General features: G+C 53.9%; 11 protein-coding genes. 10 read left to right on the forward strand and 1 reads right to left on the reverse strand.

The window, feature by feature from the left end; genetic code table 11:
* Positions 1-121: 121 nt before the first annotated feature.
* The 7 genes from Pan97_RS13680 to Pan97_RS13710 all read left to right on the forward strand — a co-directional run bounded on the left by Pan97_RS13680 (position 122) and on the right by Pan97_RS13710 (position 11,162).
* Positions 122-1,249: an ISAs1 family transposase gene (locus Pan97_RS13680; protein ID WP_144970136.1), complete on the forward strand. Its 1,128-nt coding sequence runs from the start codon at positions 122-124 to the stop codon at positions 1,247-1,249.
* Between the two features lie 596 nt (positions 1,250-1,845).
* Entirely contained in the window at positions 1,846-2,190 is a 345-nt protein-coding gene (locus Pan97_RS13685) for a hypothetical protein (RefSeq protein ID WP_144973409.1), read from the forward strand.
* Positions 2,191-2,477: 287 nt separating this feature from the next.
* A complete protein-coding gene (locus tag Pan97_RS13690; RefSeq protein ID WP_144973411.1) occupies positions 2,478-3,689 on the forward strand; it encodes an efflux RND transporter periplasmic adaptor subunit in 1,212 nt (403 codons plus the stop codon).
* A 13-nt stretch (positions 3,690-3,702) separates the two neighbouring features.
* Entirely contained in the window at positions 3,703-7,167 is a 3,465-nt protein-coding gene (locus tag Pan97_RS13695; RefSeq protein WP_144973414.1) for an efflux RND transporter permease subunit, read from the forward strand.
* A 382-nt stretch (positions 7,168-7,549) separates the two neighbouring features.
* Entirely contained in the window at positions 7,550-9,169 is a 1,620-nt protein-coding gene (locus Pan97_RS13700; RefSeq protein ID WP_241676303.1) for a TolC family protein, read from the forward strand.
* Between the two features lie 272 nt (positions 9,170-9,441).
* Positions 9,442-9,666, forward strand: a complete 225-nt coding sequence (locus tag Pan97_RS13705; protein WP_144973418.1) for a hypothetical protein — start codon at positions 9,442-9,444, stop codon at positions 9,664-9,666.
* Positions 9,667-9,728: 62 nt separating this feature from the next.
* Positions 9,729-11,162 (forward strand): arylsulfatase, encoded by a 1,434-nt coding sequence (locus tag Pan97_RS13710; RefSeq protein ID WP_144973420.1) that lies wholly within the window; start codon positions 9,729-9,731, stop codon positions 11,160-11,162.
* An 80-nt stretch (positions 11,163-11,242) separates the two neighbouring features.
* Here the strand turns inward: Pan97_RS13710 and Pan97_RS13715 are convergent, their stop codons facing one another.
* The gene (locus Pan97_RS13715; protein ID WP_144973422.1) at positions 11,243-12,172 is read right to left on the reverse strand and encodes a LysR family transcriptional regulator; all 930 of its coding nucleotides are present in this window, start codon (positions 12,170-12,172) and stop codon (positions 11,243-11,245) included.
* A gap of 163 nt (positions 12,173-12,335) precedes the next feature.
* Here Pan97_RS13715 and Pan97_RS13720 point away from each other — a divergent pair, with 163 nt between their 5' ends.
* The 3 genes from Pan97_RS13720 to Pan97_RS13730 all read left to right on the forward strand — a co-directional run bounded on the left by Pan97_RS13720 (position 12,336) and on the right by Pan97_RS13730 (position 15,897).
* Positions 12,336-14,228: a DUF5060 domain-containing protein gene (locus Pan97_RS13720; RefSeq protein WP_144973424.1), complete on the forward strand. Its 1,893-nt coding sequence runs from the start codon at positions 12,336-12,338 to the stop codon at positions 14,226-14,228.
* Between the two features lie 146 nt (positions 14,229-14,374).
* On the forward strand, positions 14,375-15,412 hold the full coding sequence (locus Pan97_RS13725; protein WP_144973426.1) for a DUF1559 domain-containing protein: 1,038 nt from the start codon (positions 14,375-14,377) through the stop codon (positions 15,410-15,412).
* 77 nt (positions 15,413-15,489) lie between these two features.
* Complete coding sequence (locus tag Pan97_RS13730) at positions 15,490-15,897, forward strand: carboxypeptidase regulatory-like domain-containing protein (RefSeq protein ID WP_144973428.1); 408 nt, start codon at positions 15,490-15,492, stop codon at positions 15,895-15,897.
* Positions 15,898-15,912 lie beyond the last annotated feature (15 nt).

Below are 15,912 nucleotides of genomic sequence, written 5' to 3' on the forward strand. Positions count from 1 at the left end.
GATATACCTGCACGGCGATTGCGCCATGATGGGTTATCTGCGACACTGAGGCAATGGCGGTCAGGCGATTTTGTGACGGAGGTTGTCGCGGCCTGATCCGGTGTTCTCAGGTGCCTTTCTCATGTCGTCACGTTCGCCTGTTTCCCTTCAAGAGTGCTTTGCCGATCTGACCGATCCGCGGACTCGCAAGGTGACTTATCCGTTAACGAATATCGTGACCATCGCGCTGTGTGCGGTGATGAGTGGGGCGGATGATTTTGTGGCTATCGCCGACTGGGCCGAGATGAAGAAGGAGTGGCTGGGTAAGTTCCTTGATTTGAGTTCCGGCATCCCTTCGCACGATCGCTTTAATGCGATCTTGGCTTCGCTGAATCCGGCTGAGTTTGAGAAGTGTTTGCTGACTTGGATCACCGCCTTACACGAAATCACCGACGGGCAGATCATCGCGATTGACGGCAAGACGCTGCGGCGGAGTTTCGACAAGGCCAGCAGCAAGGCGGCCATTCACATGGTCAGTGCCTGGGCGACTGCCAATCATGTGAGTCTCGGCCAGGTAGTAACCGACGCGAAGAGCAACGAGATCACCGCCATTCCCAAACTGCTTGAAATCGTCGAGGTTTCCGGCAGTTTAGTGACGATTGACGCTCAAGGTTGCCAACAGGACATCGCTCAGAAGATCGTCGACCAGGGAGCCGATTATTGCCTGGCCGTGAAGCGCAATCAGCCGACCCTCCACGATTCGATCGAAGATTTTTTTGTCGCGCAGCAGGAAAGCAATTTCAAGCGAGCCAAAGTACACCGTCACGAAACGCACGAGAAAGGGCATGGTCGCGAGGAGTCGCGTTCCTATTATATCTGCCCTGTGAACGACGAGATCATCACACGAGATCGTTGGTCGAACTTGAGGGCGATCGGGATGACGATCAATATCGTGAAGCAAGGCGGGAACGAGACGAGCGAGGTGCGATACTATATCCTGAGCAAGTACCTTTCCGGCAAGCGTTTCGCCGAGGCCGTTCGCGGTCATTGGGGCATTGAAAACAGCCTGCACTGGCAACTGGACGTGACGTTCGGTGAAGATCAATCTCGCATCCGCAAAGGGCACGCCGACGCCAACTTTAGCCTGCTACGAAGGACGAGCCTGAGCCTGCTGAAGAACAACAAGACAGCCAAGGTCGGCGTGAAGAACAAACGATTAAAATGCGGCTGGGGCGATGACTACCGCATGGAAGTCCTGCTGGGACGGTGAGTTATGGTGCAATCGCCGTGGATATACCTGGACGAAAATGGCCCACCAAGTTAGGCCATGTGTGGCTACTCAAACCTCCCGACGAAACGGACTGAGCCGCTCGGACTACCCAAGGATGAGGTAGATCATCGCCAATCGGATGTTGTCTCGTCTCCACGATCTGAAGACCAATCGCGGTTAGCACAGCAAGCAGTTGCCAGCGTAAGATTTATGGTCGTAGGCAAACCAGCAAACGCAGTCAAAGCCGCTCTCGGCTTCGGAGATGGTTGAAATCGCAGCAGCATTTCAGGGCGAATTTCAAGAATTTGATTGTTTTCGTTGCCCAGTGACCACGCTCAACAACGACTTTCTGGCAGACTTTCCCGCACGATTGCGGGGAGACACATGGCCTTTAAGGGGAAAATACCTAACAATATGAGCAAAATTAGACTGACTTGCGTAAATTGGGAATGCAAACTAATATCTTTTAAGTGTTCTCGGGTCGATAAAACTACTGAGTTACACATCTTCGCCGCAGAATCGAGTCTATTGTGTTTGGTTTTGGCCCTCAAGTTGACACCCTCCGACGGTTAGCGAAAGCTGCTTGTGGGGATCTTTTGTCAAACGGCAAAACCAAGCCTGAGGTTCTGTCCAGTCGCTGCCAACCGTGGCAGGCCTTCCTGGTTGTGCTCTACGCGGTCTTGATCATTGGTGGTCTTTCGCAGATTCACCAATTACCTAATGGCAAGCCGAGCCATCCGCATTCCGCTGATTCTGAATGTGCCGAACTCTCGGAGTGTCAGACCGAAGTCAAGGCAGAGATCGCGTTCTTTGCGACGACGCCTGACCTGGTAACGCCCTACATCGAGGTCCCCTCAGCACGCCTCGACATCCTGCCGACTCCTGATGTTTCGGATCGGGTAACTACTAGTTACCTCCTTCGTGGGCCGCCTGCTGCCTAGTGCAGTCGCGATCTAAAACAGTCTCTCTTTCCGTCGAGAATGACAGCTGAGCGAGACCTGTCTTTCTGTGCCCCATCATAGCCCCCCAAGTTAAAAGCACTCGCGTCGAACGCGCGTGGCCTGATCATCGCTCTTCATTGCGTGGCAGGCGACACACGTGTCGTGCCGAGGTGGGCTCGTTAGGGAACGATCGAGATATCACCCCCAAGCGACCAACCGCCAATTCCCCACATCCCGCCAACATGGTCCGGGTCATTTCTCTTAGATAAGAGGTATCAGATAACCCTATGAAGACTACAACCACAGCGGCTCTCGCGCTGGCATTGCTTTCGCTGGTACTCATCTCCGGCTGCGAGTCGATGGCAGAATCCCATGAAGAGCACCATGAGGCCGCGCACTCGGAGTCACACGAAGATTCCCATGCCGAGTCGCATGACGATTCTCATGGTGAGTCGCACGGTGAAGGAGGACATCACGCGATTCACAAAATCGTCGTGACGAGTCCTATACGTAAAGACGTCATTAGCACCCAGCAATATGTCTGCCAGATTCACTCTTGCAAGCATATCGAGATTCGCGCCTTGGAAGGTGGTTACCTGGAAGAGGTCCGGATCAACGAAGGTGAGCTGGTCAAGAAAGGGGATTTGATGTTTAAGATCGTCCCCACGCTGTACCAGGCCAAACTCGATTCGGAAATCGCGGAGGCGAACCGCATTGAAATCGAACTGAAAAATGCCCAGAACCTACTGGACAAGAACATCGTTTCGCCCCAGGAACTGGCCATCAAGAAGGCAGAACTGGCCAAGGTCAAAGCCAAAGTCGCATTGGCCGAGGCCGAATTGAATTTCACGAACGTGCGCGCCCCGTTTGAAGGGATCGTCGACCGTCAGCTCGTTCAGCTTGGTAGCCTGGTGGAAGAAGGAGAAGTCCTTACCACGTTCTCTGACAACAGCGTGATGTGGGTCTACTTCAATGTGCCCGAGGCGCGCTATCTCGAATACAAACGACAGCTGGACCTGGACAAAGCCGCCGGTAACGGTGAAGAGCATTTGCAAGTTGAATTGAAGCTGGCCAACGGCGAGATCTTCCCGCAACCGGGCAAGATTGGTGCCATCGAGGCCGACTTCAACAACACGACCGGGAACATCGCTTTCAGGGCAGACTTCGCGAACCCCACGGGTCTCCTTCGCAATGGCCAAACCGGGACCATTCTCATTCACCGCACGTTGAAGGACGTGATCGTCATTCCTCAGCGGGCAACGTACGAAATCTTGGCCAAACGCTACGCTTTCGTCGTCGACAAGGACAACATCGTTCACCAACGCGACATTGAAATCCAAAGTGAACAAGACGACATTTTTGTGATTAAGAAAGGACTTCAAGAGGGAGATAAGATCATTCTCGAGGGCATCCGACAGGTGCGTGACGGTGACCACATTGAGTACGAATTCCAAGCGCCGGAAGACGTACTCGGCAATCTGAAATACCACGCGGAATAAGGAGCCCTCCGTCATGTTTACTAAGTTTTTACATCGGCCAGCATTGGCCATCGTGATCTCGCTGCTCATTTTGTTTATGGGCGGCTTGGCGATTTTTTCGCTCCCGATTTCCCAATTTCCTTCGGTGGCTCCGCCGAGCGTCCGGGTATCTGTTAGCTACCCGGGTGCCAGCGCCAAAATCCTGATCGACTCGACGATGGTGATTTTGGAGCAGTCCATCAACGGCGTGCCCAACATGCGTTACATGATGGGGGACGCCACCAGTGCTGGGGAAGGCACGATTCAGATCGTCTTTGAACCTGGCACCGATCCCAACGTCGCGGTGATGAACGTCAATAACCGCGTCAACATGGTGATGAACCAGCTTCCGCCGATCGTTCAACGTGAAGGCGTGATCGTGATGCAGAACATGCCGAGCATGTTGATGTACGTGAACGTCTTTAGTGAAGACCCGAATCTCGATCAAAACTTTCTGTACAACTACGCCACGGTCAACGTGCTTAACGAGATTAAGCGTATTCCCGGCGTGGGCCAGGCCTCCATTCTCGGTAACCGCTCGTATGCCATGCGCGTTGAGTTAGATCTTGACCGCATGCGGGCATATAAAGTCGACGCCGAAGACGTCATGAAGGCCCTGGACGAGCAAAGTATGATCGGTTCTCCGGGACGACTTGGCCAGGCAACCGGCCAGACGTCGCAAACGCTCGAGTACGTTCTCACCTGGGTGGGACGATACAAGACTCCGGAAGAGTACAGTCAGATCATTCTCCGTTCGACCGATGAAGGGGAAATCCTTCGGCTGGGCGACGTCGCTCACGTGTGGCTGGGGTCTTCTTTCTACGACCTTTACTCCGATATCGATGGTTTGCCTTCGGCGGCTATCGTGCTTAAGCAAACGCCCGGCTCGAACGCGGCGGACGTTATCGAACAGGTCAAGGAAAAGATCGAGGAGATCAAGAAGGACTCCTTTCCGCCCGGCATGGACTACGCCGTGACCTACGACGTCTCTCACTTCTTGGACGCGTCGATCGAAAAGGTGCTGCATACGCTGTTTGAAGCATTTATCCTCGTGTCGCTGGTGGTGTTCCTCTTCCTGGGAGACTTCCGCAGTACGCTGATTCCGACCCTGGCTGTGCCGGTGTCGCTGATCGGTACGTTCTTCTTCATGATGATGTTTGGCATGTCGATCAACCTGATTACGTTGTTCGCGCTCGTGCTGGCGATCGGCGTGGTGGTGGACGACGCGATCGTGGTGGTGGAAGCCGTCCACGAAAAAATGCACGCCAAGCACTTAGGGCCCTACCAGGCCACCATGGAAGTGGTTCACGAAATCAGCGGTGCGATTATTGCAATTACCCTTGTGATGACCGCCGTGTTTATTCCTGTTACTTTCATTCCTGGTCCGGTTGGCGTTTTCTATCGACAGTTTGCCTTGACGATGGCGATGTCCATCATTCTGTCTGGCGTGGTGGCTTTGACTTTGACTCCGGTGCTGTGTGCGATGATCCTCAAGCCGATCCATCGTAAAGGCCCGCAACGCGGTATCGCAGGCTTCGTCAACCGAGTGCTGAAGAAGATGGCCGGCAGCTATGCGTTCATCCCGCGAGCTTTGTTGGTGATCGTTCTAGGACTGGCGACCGGTTATGGCATCTATGAACTTCTGCATGTCGAGATCGTTCACGAGGTGATTTCGGAGCAGCTAGAGCTGACGCCACTGCGGATGATTATCATCGGCGGCATTTCCGCCGTCCTGGCGATTTTCTCCTTCCGGGCCGCTCTTTCCGGGAGTGAACCAGGGGAAGAAAAGAAGCGTGGACCGATCGGCATTTTCGTCCACATGTTCGACCGAGCCGTGGAAAAGGTGACCCAAGCTTACGTTGGTATTGTCGGCCTGGTCGTCACACGACGTATTCTTACAATCGTAGTCATCGGCCTTTTCAGTTATGGGATTCTGGTCGTCAACAAGGTTCTTCCAACCGGTTTCATTCCGCTGGAAGATCAGGGGATGATCTACGGCATCGTGCAGACGCCGCCAGGTTCGACGCTTGAGTACACCAATTCCAAGTGCCACGAACTGCAGGCCATCTGTAAAGAGATGGACGAAATCGTTTCCGTCTCATCGATTGCCGGCTATGAAGTTCTTACCGAAGGTCGTGGCTCGAATGCCGGTACCTGTATCATTAACTTGAAGCCTTGGGCCGACCGCGAACGTACCTCGAAGCAAATCATCGAGGAACTTGAAAAACGCGGCACGGCGATCGCCAACGTGAAGCTCGAATTCTTTGAGCCCCCGGCAGTTCCAGGCTTTGGTGCCGCGGGTGGTTTCTCGGTGAATTTGTTAGACAAAACCAACAGCGGCGACTACCAGGCGCTTGGTGAGGAAACGGACAAGTTCATGGCTGCCCTCGAGCAACGCAAGGAACTCAAAGGTCTGTTCACCTTCTTCGCTGCGAACTATCCGCAGTACGAGATCATCATCGACAACGACGTGGCCATGCAGAAAGGGGTTTCGATTCGCGATGCCCTGGACAACCTGTCCATCGTCGTCGGTAGTACCTGGGAACAGGGCTTCGTCCGCTTTGGCCAGTTCTACAAAGTCTATGTCCAGGCAGCGCCTGAGTTCCGGCGCTACCCGGAAGACTTGGATAACATGTTCGTGAAGAATGAGGAAGGGGAAATGGTCCCCTATTCCTCCTTCATGCGAATTGAGAAGAAGCAAGGGCTCAACGAAATCAGCCGCTATAACTTGTACCCGACCGCTCCTATCCAAGGGGCACCGGCTGCTGGTTATAGTAGTGGTGAAGCAATCGCGGCCATTCAAGAAGTGGCTGCCGAGACCTTGCCCCACGGTTTCGATATCGACTGGCGCGGTCTTGCCTACGACGAAGCGAAAGCAGGAAACAAAGCCATTTGGATCTTCCTGATCGTGGTCATCTTCGTGTACATGGTGCTGGTCGGGCAGTACGAAAGCTTCCTTTTGCCGCTGGCGGTGATTATCTCGTTGCCCATCGGTGTCTTTGGATCTTTCTTGTTCCTGAAGTCCATGGGACTGGCCAACGACGTCTATGCCCAAATTGGTTTGGTGATGCTCGTGGGCCTCTTAGGAAAGAACGCGATTCTGATTATTGAATTCGCGGTCCAGCGCCGTCACGAAGGCCTAAGCATCAAGGATGCTGCCATCGATGGTAGCAAGCTGCGTTTCCGCCCGATCATGATGACGTCGTTTGCGTTTATCGCAGGTCTGATTCCCTTGGTTCGGGCAACCGGTCCTGGTGCAATCGGTAACCGAACGATCGGTACGACGGCGGTCGGTGGTATGCTCTTAGGTACCTTGGTCGGCGTTCTCGTTATTCCCGGTCTATATTACCTGTTCGCTAAAATTTCGGACGGAAAGAAACTCATTCGCGACGAGCACGACGAGCCGCTAAGTGAGATTTTCGAACGAGAAAACCCACACGGGGAGCATCAAGGTTTCTAGTCGTCTGGGTAACTGTTTTAGCAACTCGAGCACAAAGCCTCGCTACACAATTTGCGTGTAGCGAGGCTTTTTTTATCAATATGTGGTGCTCTGCTAATGGCATGCAGAAGGCGAACCTCGCAGTTTCCCTATGCATCCCCCAAACCCAGATGTAAAACTGGGCAATTTAAGTCCGTTCGAAGCGGCAGGGGAGCAATATATCTAATGGTATCGATTTTCTGTCGATAGCAGTTATGTGGCTTTTTCTGCGCCGGGGGTCCGAGGACCATTCGTGGACGAAGCGGCATAACCCCACACTTCACATTCTGATGTTGCAAATTGGCATGACGCCATAAAGGGCTCACACATGAGACCGAGATCTTCTTGCGCGCAGAAAGCGATCTTGCGGGCTAAGACGTACCTTGTTGTAACCTTGATTGCTTGTTTCACTCTGCCATGGTTATCAGGGTGCGGCATTCCCAAGCTCTGCTGCGTCGATCCCAACCCGTACATTCCCACCGACTACAAAGGAAAGACGAGTACGGATAACGTAGCCAACGTTGGCGTCTACGAGTTCTTCAACGACCAGGCACTAGCCCAACTCATTGCCGAAGGCCTGGCTTCCAATCAGGAGTTGAAGATTCGCAACCAAGAGATCCAAGTCGCTCGCAACGAGATCCTGGCTCGCCGTGGTGCATACCTTCCGTTTGTCAGCGTTGGGGCGAAGGGGGGCTTTGATCGGACCAGTAAATGGACTCCGCTGGGTGCCGCGGAAGAACAACTCCTCACTCCTCGCGGCGGCGAGTTTCCTGATCCGTTGCCGAACGTCGGCTTGACGGCGAACCTCTTCTGGCGGGTCGACATCTGGCGCGAACTGCGAAACGCCCGCGATGCGGCGATGCAGCGATACGCCGAGGCCGTGGAAGTGCGAGACTACTTCGTGACGCGCCTTGTCGCCGAGATCGCCGAGAACTACTACGAACTCACCGCATTGGATCAGCGAATGGTCTACTTAAATCAAACGATCGCGATTCAAAAGCAAAGTCTTGAAGTCGCCAAAGCTCAGAAGGCAGCGGCCCGCGGCACCGAACTGGCAGTCCAGCGATTTATCGCGGAAGTTCGCAAGAACGAAAGCCAGCTTCTGATCGTGCAGCAGGACATCATCGAGATCGAAAACAAAATCAACTTCCTTTGCGGTCGATATCCTCAGCCGGTTCAGCGAACCTCGTGGGACTTTGTCAATCTCGACTCGAGCATGCTGGGCGTTGGCGTTCCTGTTCAGCTATTGCAGAATCGACGCGACATTCGCGCCGCCGAGCGTGAACTTTCCGCGGCCGGTCTGGATGTCTTAGTCGCCCGAGCCCAGTTCTTCCCGCGATTTGATATCACGGCGAGTGTTGGTTACGAGGCATTCAACCCTCGATACCTGTTCGATCCGGGCGCCTTTATCGCCAGCACGGCCGGTGAGCTTGTCGCTCCTCTAATTAACAAGGCAGCCATCCGGGCTGAATATCAGAGTGCGAATGCACGGCAGTTGCAAGCCGTTTACGATTACCAGCGTACGGTCTTGAACGCCTATACCGAAGTGGTCAATCGCATGGCTAAGGTTGAGAACTACCGCAAGAGCGTGGAAATCAAGCAAAGCCAGGTCGCGGCTCTCGAACAGTCGGTCGAAGTTGCCACGAATCTCTTCCAGAATGCCCGATCGGAATACGTCGACGTTCTGTTCTCGCAACGAGACTTGCTGGAAGCACGCGTTGACCTGATCGAAACCAAGCAGCAGCAGCTCTCGGCGATCGTCAATGCTTACCAGGCATTGGGTGGTGGTTACCTACTCACCAGCCAAGGTACGACCTACAAGGACATTCGCTGCCTGACGACCCCTTACCTGCCAGGCGAAGTCATCGACGTCCCAACGCCCGAGGACATGCCTGAGGAACTCTCGCCTGAAGAAGACAGCCTGCCCCCGCTACCTAGCGAGGCGGCCTTGTCGGCAACGACGCTTGATGCGATCGAGCCGTAAGAATTGGCTGTAAGCAAGTCGTACGGCTAGAGGTTGTGACCCACCACAACCTCTAGTTGGCTTGTGAGTGGAAGATCGCTATCCGCGAGCATTCATCATCGAATGTGTTTGTTCTCGGACGCACGATCTCACTCAGTCGCGACAAAGCCAGGCTGTTCTTGCAAGACCACGATCTCGCGGCCCATTCTCCTTTGGCGGTGTCATCTATGTCCCGATACCGCCGATCGAATCGTGCCCCTCATCTGTGCTTCGTTATCTAATACGGCTCTTACATGTCGAAGTCGTCGCATCCAAGCGTCGCCGTTGTCGATGATCGAGCATTCATCTTCTACCATACGGAACCGAATCGCCCCTACCCCTCCCCTCCGGCGGAAAAGCGAACGGTCGAACAGAAGATTTCCTTTCTACAGATGGCTGAGTTAAAACTAATGGATGGCGATTTGACTTGCGATCGCGACGCTTTGATCGAATTGCCAAGTCTCAATCCAACCCAGTAGCACCACTCGTCGTCGACAAGTCGCCTGGCGAGTGCAAATTCCTCCACGATAGGCAGCCCCAGATGAAGCTATCTGCCCCCCTCGCTTTTCTATTCCTGCTCGTTTCGATTAGTACCATTCAGGCAGAAGAGCCCCTTCGTCCGAACATCATTTTCATCTTGGCCGATGACCTCGGATACGGCGAGCTTGGCTGCTACGGTCAGAAGCTGATTCAAACGCCGAGACTCGATCGTATGGCGAACGAAGGGATGGGTTTTACGAATTTCTACGCAGGCAGCACGGTGTGCGCGCCTTCACGCTGCGTGCTTATGACAGGCCTGCATATGGGACATGTCCATGTCCGCGGAAATGCAGGCGGGCCGGACATGACGCGGCAGTCGCTGCGGGACGAAGATTTCACCGTCGCGGAAGCTTTGAAGCAAGCGAACTATGCCACCGCATTGTGTGGCAAGTGGGGTCTGGGAGATGACGCTCCCGGTGGGCGAAAAGGTCTGCCACGACGCCAGGGCTTCGATCATTTCTTCGGCTACCTCAACCAAGTCCATGCCCACAATTACTATCCGGAGTTCCTGTGGCGGAATGAAGAGAAAGTCCCTTTGCGAAACGTCGTCCACGAGAATGATCGCTCCTACGGAGGATTCCGCGGCGGCTGGGCAACAAAGAAGCTTGACTATAGTCATGACTTGTTCGTTGACGATGCCATGGCCTTCATCCAAGTGCAAGCGAAGCAAGAAGCCAAGCCGTTCTTTCTTTACCTGTCTTTGACGATTCCTCACGCCAACAACGAAGGGACCCGAGGAACAGGCAACGGGCAGGAAGTTCCTGACTTTGGAATCTACGCCGACAAGGATTGGAAAGACCAAGACAAAGGCCAGGCCGCGATGATTACGCGTATGGATGCCGATGTAGGTCGAATCCTCGATCTCTTGGATCGGTTGCAAATTGCCAAGGATACCGTCGTGATGTTCTCCAGCGACAACGGCCCTCACAATGAAGGCGGCCACACGGTTGATCTTTTCGACCCCAACGGGCCACTCCAAGGCATGAAACGTGATCTCTACGAAGGTGGAGTTCGTGTCCCGATGATCGTTCGCTGGCCGGGAACCATCGCGCCAGGACAGGTTTCCGATCACATTGGTTACTTCGGCGATTTGATGGCCACATGCTGCGAGCTTTCCGGGGTAGAGGCCAAGGAAGGACTCGACTCAATCAGCTTCGTTCCCACCCTCACAGGTCATGCCGCAAAGCAACGAACTCACGAATACCTCTATTGGGAATTCTACGAACGCGGGGGCAAACGAGCTGTTCGAGCAGGAAAATGGAAAGGGGTTAACAATGCGTGGCCCGGTGGAAAGCTTGAACTCTATGATCTGTCCACCGATGTAGGTGAGGCGCACGATGTTGCGGGTGAGCATCCTGACGTGGTGAAGAAATTAGAGGGTTACATGGACGCAGCTCACGTACCTCACCCAGGCTGGAATGCCTCGGGGAAGTAATGTCCTCCTGTGACTGATTCGCCAAGTATGTGCTTGTCCTTCAGTAGGAACCGGAAGTCACTTGGGCAATGCGCGTCGCGTTAGGCGAGATCCTCTTGGATTAAATCCATAATCGCACGAACCACTTTGGTCGGCTCTCGTCCCTTCTTTCGTCGAAATGCGATGTAGGCCTGTCCTAAGCAATGTGACAACGATCGCTTGGCGAGCCGGGATGTCAGAGGGCTCTCGACCGCCTGGCCGGCCACGATACCCACTCCCATACCAGCTCGGACACAAGAGATGGTAAACGCGCTGTTATCTGTCTCCGCCGCGATATTCAATTTGGTAGTCAGCCCTTCCCGATGCAACGTTTGCTCGAACAATACACGGCCCGAGGTTGCGCGGTGGCCGATGATGATCGGATACCGAATCAACTCTTCAAGGCCTAACCTCTTCTTTCGGTTGAGCGGGTGATCCTCCGGAAAAATGGCCAGGTAATCAATCGTGTAGGCACGTTCGCTGGTCACTAACGAATCCTTCGGTTCCGGACCACGCTCCAGTGTCAAAGCCAGGTCGGCGGTGCCCTCCGAAATCATGCGCACCGCCGTGTCATCGTCGCCATGAACCAAACGCAAACGAACCTGGGGAAGTTCTTTGTGGAACTTGGCCAGGGGCGCGCCAAGCTCTTCGCACATCATCCTCACGCCGGTAACCAGCGTGACCGTATCCGCACCCAGCGTGTTGAACTCGCGGATCCTCTCAAAGGTGGAATCAATCCCGGCCAGTAGTGGTCGAAGGGAAGTGTAAAGCACCTCTGCCGATGCGGTTGGTTCGATCTTGCGCCCTTTGCGACGAAATAGAACAACCTCGTAGCGCTTCTCGACCGATCGAACCTGCTCCCACAAGGTTGGTACGGATCGCCCCGTCTTACGGGCAGCGGTGGCATAACTGTGGTTCTCATACACCAAACAGAACGAACGCAACTGCTGGACGACCAATTCGTTGGCTTTATCCACATCGGAAGGGATCACGTCGGGACACCTTGAAAAATCAGAAGAGAAGCTTGAACCGTCCGATCGCCATCATTAGGTATATCCTAACAATGTTTTTGGATTATTTGAGATATTCAAATTTAAAAGTTGTCTACAATCAAGGTCAATCCATTCCCATCAAACTTCTCGGAGATTCTCGGAAATGCCTCATCGCCGTTTTACTCCACCTACTTGGCTTTCGACGCGGCAGTATCTTACGTTCACGGGTGCCGTGTTCGCCGTGCTTTTTGTGGGCTTACACTCTGTTCAAGCTGACACTCCCTCGATAGACGGGGAATTGAAGGCCTGGCACAAAGTGACGCTCACCACCGATGGTCCACGAGCCCACGAAACGGATTCAAGCCCCAATCCATTTACCGATTACCGTATGACGGTCGATTTCCAACATGAGTCGGGAAGCCCTCACTATCGGGTGCCTGGCTACTTCGCGGCAGACGGCAACGCCGCCGAGACTTCAGCAAAATCCGGCAACCAATGGCGAGCCCATTTGTCCCCCGACAAGCCTGGCAAGTGGACCTATAAGATCTCTTTCGTTCAAGGTGATCTCGCGGCCGTCGACGACTCCGCTAAGGCCAAACCGGTGCCTCCGTTCGACGGTGTTTCCGGAAGCTTCGAAATTGCCCCGAGTGACAAGGGTGGTCGAGACTTTCGTAGCAAAGGTCGTCTGTCTTACGTGGGCAAGCATTACCTTCAGTTTGCCGGATCAGGCGAATACTTCTTGAAGGCAGGCCCTGATGCCCCGGAAACGTTTCTCGCCTATGAGGACTTCGACGACACCATTGCCAAGAAGAAGAACGTCCCCCTGAAAACCTGGAAGGCACACGTCAAGGATTGGAACGCAGGAGATCCCACCTGGAAAAATGGCAAAGGAAAGGGAATGATCGGAGCCGTCAACTACATCGCCAACAAGGGCTGTAATGTCGTCTCGTTCCTTCCTTATAACGCCGGCGGCGACGGCGACAACGTTTGGCCATTCGTCGCTCGCGACGATCAACTTCACTACGACTGCTCGAAGCTTGATCAGTGGCAAATCGTCTTCGATCACGCGCAGTCCAAGGGTGTTTACCTGCACTTCAAAATGCAGGAAACCGAGATGGATGACAACGTGCCCACATCACTAAACAAAGGAGATTTGGGGCCGGAGCGAAAGTTGTATTGCCGTGAACTGGTTGCCCGATTCGGCCACGAGCTTGCACTGAACTGGAACCTGGGAGAAGAGAACACTCAAACTCCCAAGCAACAACGCGACATGGCGAAGTACATCAAGGACGTCGATCCCTACGATCACCATATCGTGATCCATACGTTTCCCAATCAACAGGACAAGGTCTACTCCCAGTTGATCGGTGACCAATCCGTGCTAACTGGGGTATCGCTGCAAAATGGCTGGAACCAGGCTCACCAACGAACCTTGCATTGGGTAACCGAATCCGACAAGGCAGGCCGACCTTGGGTCTGTGCCAACGACGAACAAGGCCCGGCATCGTTCGGCGTTCCCGCTGATCCTGGATATGAAGGAAAGGATGGCAAGGCCGGTGAAAACGGCAAGCAGTACGACCTGCACGACATCCGCAAGCAAACGCTTTGGGGCACATTAATGGCAGGGGGAGCAGGCGTCGAGTACTACTTCGGCTACCAACTGCCTCAGAACGACCTGGTCTGCGAAGACTTCCGCAGCCGGGACAAGTCGTGGGATTACTGCCGAATCGCCTTGGATTTCTTCCAGCAAAATGACATCCCCTTCTGGGATATGAAGAACATGGACCAACGACTGGAAAGTGATTCTGGTTCCAAAGTCACGTATTGTTTTGCCAAACCAGGAACCATTTATCTCGCCTACCTCGGCGCAGGCGGTCAGGCCAAGCTCGACCTCACCAAGGATAACCAGGCCTATCAAGTCAGCTGGTTTAATCCTCGTACCGGAGGAAAGCTACAACCTGGAAGCGTCACGGAGGTCAAAGGGGGGACGGTTGTCTCACTCGGCAATCCCCCCGAGGACGCCAGCCAAGACTGGCTCGCCGTGTTGCGCAGGTAAGCCGTTTGCGACAACTCATCGCGTTGAACTAACTTATCAAAACTCTTCTCATCTCCTGTCAGAGGGCCTCTGGCGAGTCACTCCGATTTGACTCGCCATAATGCCCTCTGATGAATTCGCTATCTTCTTAAGTCGGAGTTCATCTTATGTCTCGTAGAGGTTTTACTTTAGTCGAGTTGCTTGTCGTGATTGCCATCATCGGGGTTCTTATCGCGCTGCTGCTCCCCGCGGTTCAACAAGCTCGTGAAGCCGCCCGCAGAATGCAGTGCACCAATAAGCTCAAGCAGTTGGGACTGGCAATTCATAACTACCACGATACTTTTGGTTCGCTGCCCGCTGGTGCCATCACGGTAGCCAACAGTTCGACCGGGGCAGGAGATCAAGGGAATGCAAGTTGGGGTTGGGGCGCACTACTACTTCCATTCATCGAACAGCAGAACATGGCAGATCGCCTGGGTGTTGGCAAAATCGCGTTGGACGACTACGTCAAGAAGAGTGCCTCGACGGGCATTACGTTAGACAATAAGTCCTTGGTGCTCGATGGGTTCATTTGCCCATCCGATGCCGGACCAGAAGTCAACGACAGCTCCAAGTTCTCGCGAACGGGCGGCAATCCGTACGAATCTTCACCAGCCAATCTGGCTCCAAAATCGAACTATAACGGGTGCTTCGGGCACAATCGTTCCCGCGTCTGGGATAACGGCCAGTACAACCGAATCGCTACCGGCATGTTCCGCTATACAGGGGGTGGTTCGCAGGCCTCAGCCCTGGCCTTTCGCGATATTACCGATGGCACGACCAACACGTTGATGCTTGGAGAACGCACCTATGCGTTGAAGGGTAATATTCGATTCTATCCAGGTACGTGGGTCGGTTGCCTGGCCGGCAGCCACGAAGATTGCCATGAGGACATCTGGTTCACTTTCCGAGGCCCCATCAATGGCGCCCAAGGCGGAATCAACTTCAGCAATCCTGACAATAACTCGGTGCAGTTGTGGTCGCGTCAGGAAGGGCTTTCCAGCCAGCATCCTGGCGGTGTCAATGTCGCTTTGGGTGACGCTTCTGTCCGATTCCTTCCGGAGACGATTGAATGGGCCTACGGGGGCGACGGAGACGGAAATATCAACACCGTCACCGAGCGTCTTGCCGCGATCAACGATGGTTCACCGGTCGGCGACTATTAGAGGCTTTCATGTCACTGAGGGCGGTTTAAATCAGTCGCTCCCAGTTTGCTTTTACCGAACATATGCTGAGAATTTACATGAATATGGCTTTTCAAATACGGTGGGCAATCGTTGTCGTTGGGCTCATCGCGATCGCAGGTTGTGGTGGTGGAAAGTACGACGTAGTGCCGGTTGAAGGGGTTCTTACTTACGAGGGTCAGCCGGTGCCGCAAATGATTGTCTCCTTCAAACCGCAAGGGGGACGTGCCAGTGAGGCTACCACCGACGAGAACGGCAAGTTCCGCATGCAATACAGCATCGACCAATATGGAATTGAACCGGGTCCGCAAGAGATTAGCGCGTACTGGGTTTCGCCAACGGACGACGGAAGCGTTCCCCCGACGGAATTACAAAAGAACGTCGTCAAGTACTTTAAAAAGAATCCACCTCTCAAAGTCACCATTGAAGAATCTCAAAAGAACTTTGAGATCAAACTTCCTCAGTAATCTACGACTCGACGA

Source organism: Bremerella volcania (genome assembly GCF_007748115.1).
Taxonomy (GTDB): Bacteria; Planctomycetota; Planctomycetia; order Pirellulales; family Pirellulaceae; genus Bremerella; species Bremerella volcania.

Bases quoted from the DNA above. Each gene is read 5' to 3' on its own strand.
- Pan97_RS13680 (WP_144970136.1), top strand. From the start codon at position 122: ATGTCGTCACGTTCGCCTGTTTCCCTTCAAGAGTGCTTTGCCGATCTG.
- Pan97_RS13710 (WP_144973420.1), top strand. From the start codon at position 9,729: ATGAAGCTATCTGCCCCCCTCGCTTTTCTATTCCTGCTCGTTTCGATT.
- Pan97_RS13705 (WP_144973418.1), top strand. From the start codon at position 9,442: ATGTCGAAGTCGTCGCATCCAAGCGTCGCCGTTGTCGATGATCGAGCA.
- Pan97_RS13725 (WP_144973426.1), top strand. From the start codon at position 14,375: ATGTCTCGTAGAGGTTTTACTTTAGTCGAGTTGCTTGTCGTGATTGCC.
- Pan97_RS13690 (WP_144973411.1), top strand. From the start codon at position 2,478: ATGAAGACTACAACCACAGCGGCTCTCGCGCTGGCATTGCTTTCGCTG.
- Pan97_RS13720 (WP_144973424.1), top strand. From the start codon at position 12,336: ATGCCTCATCGCCGTTTTACTCCACCTACTTGGCTTTCGACGCGGCAG.
- Pan97_RS13695 (WP_144973414.1), top strand. From the start codon at position 3,703: ATGTTTACTAAGTTTTTACATCGGCCAGCATTGGCCATCGTGATCTCG.
- Pan97_RS13730 (WP_144973428.1), top strand. From the start codon at position 15,490: ATGAATATGGCTTTTCAAATACGGTGGGCAATCGTTGTCGTTGGGCTC.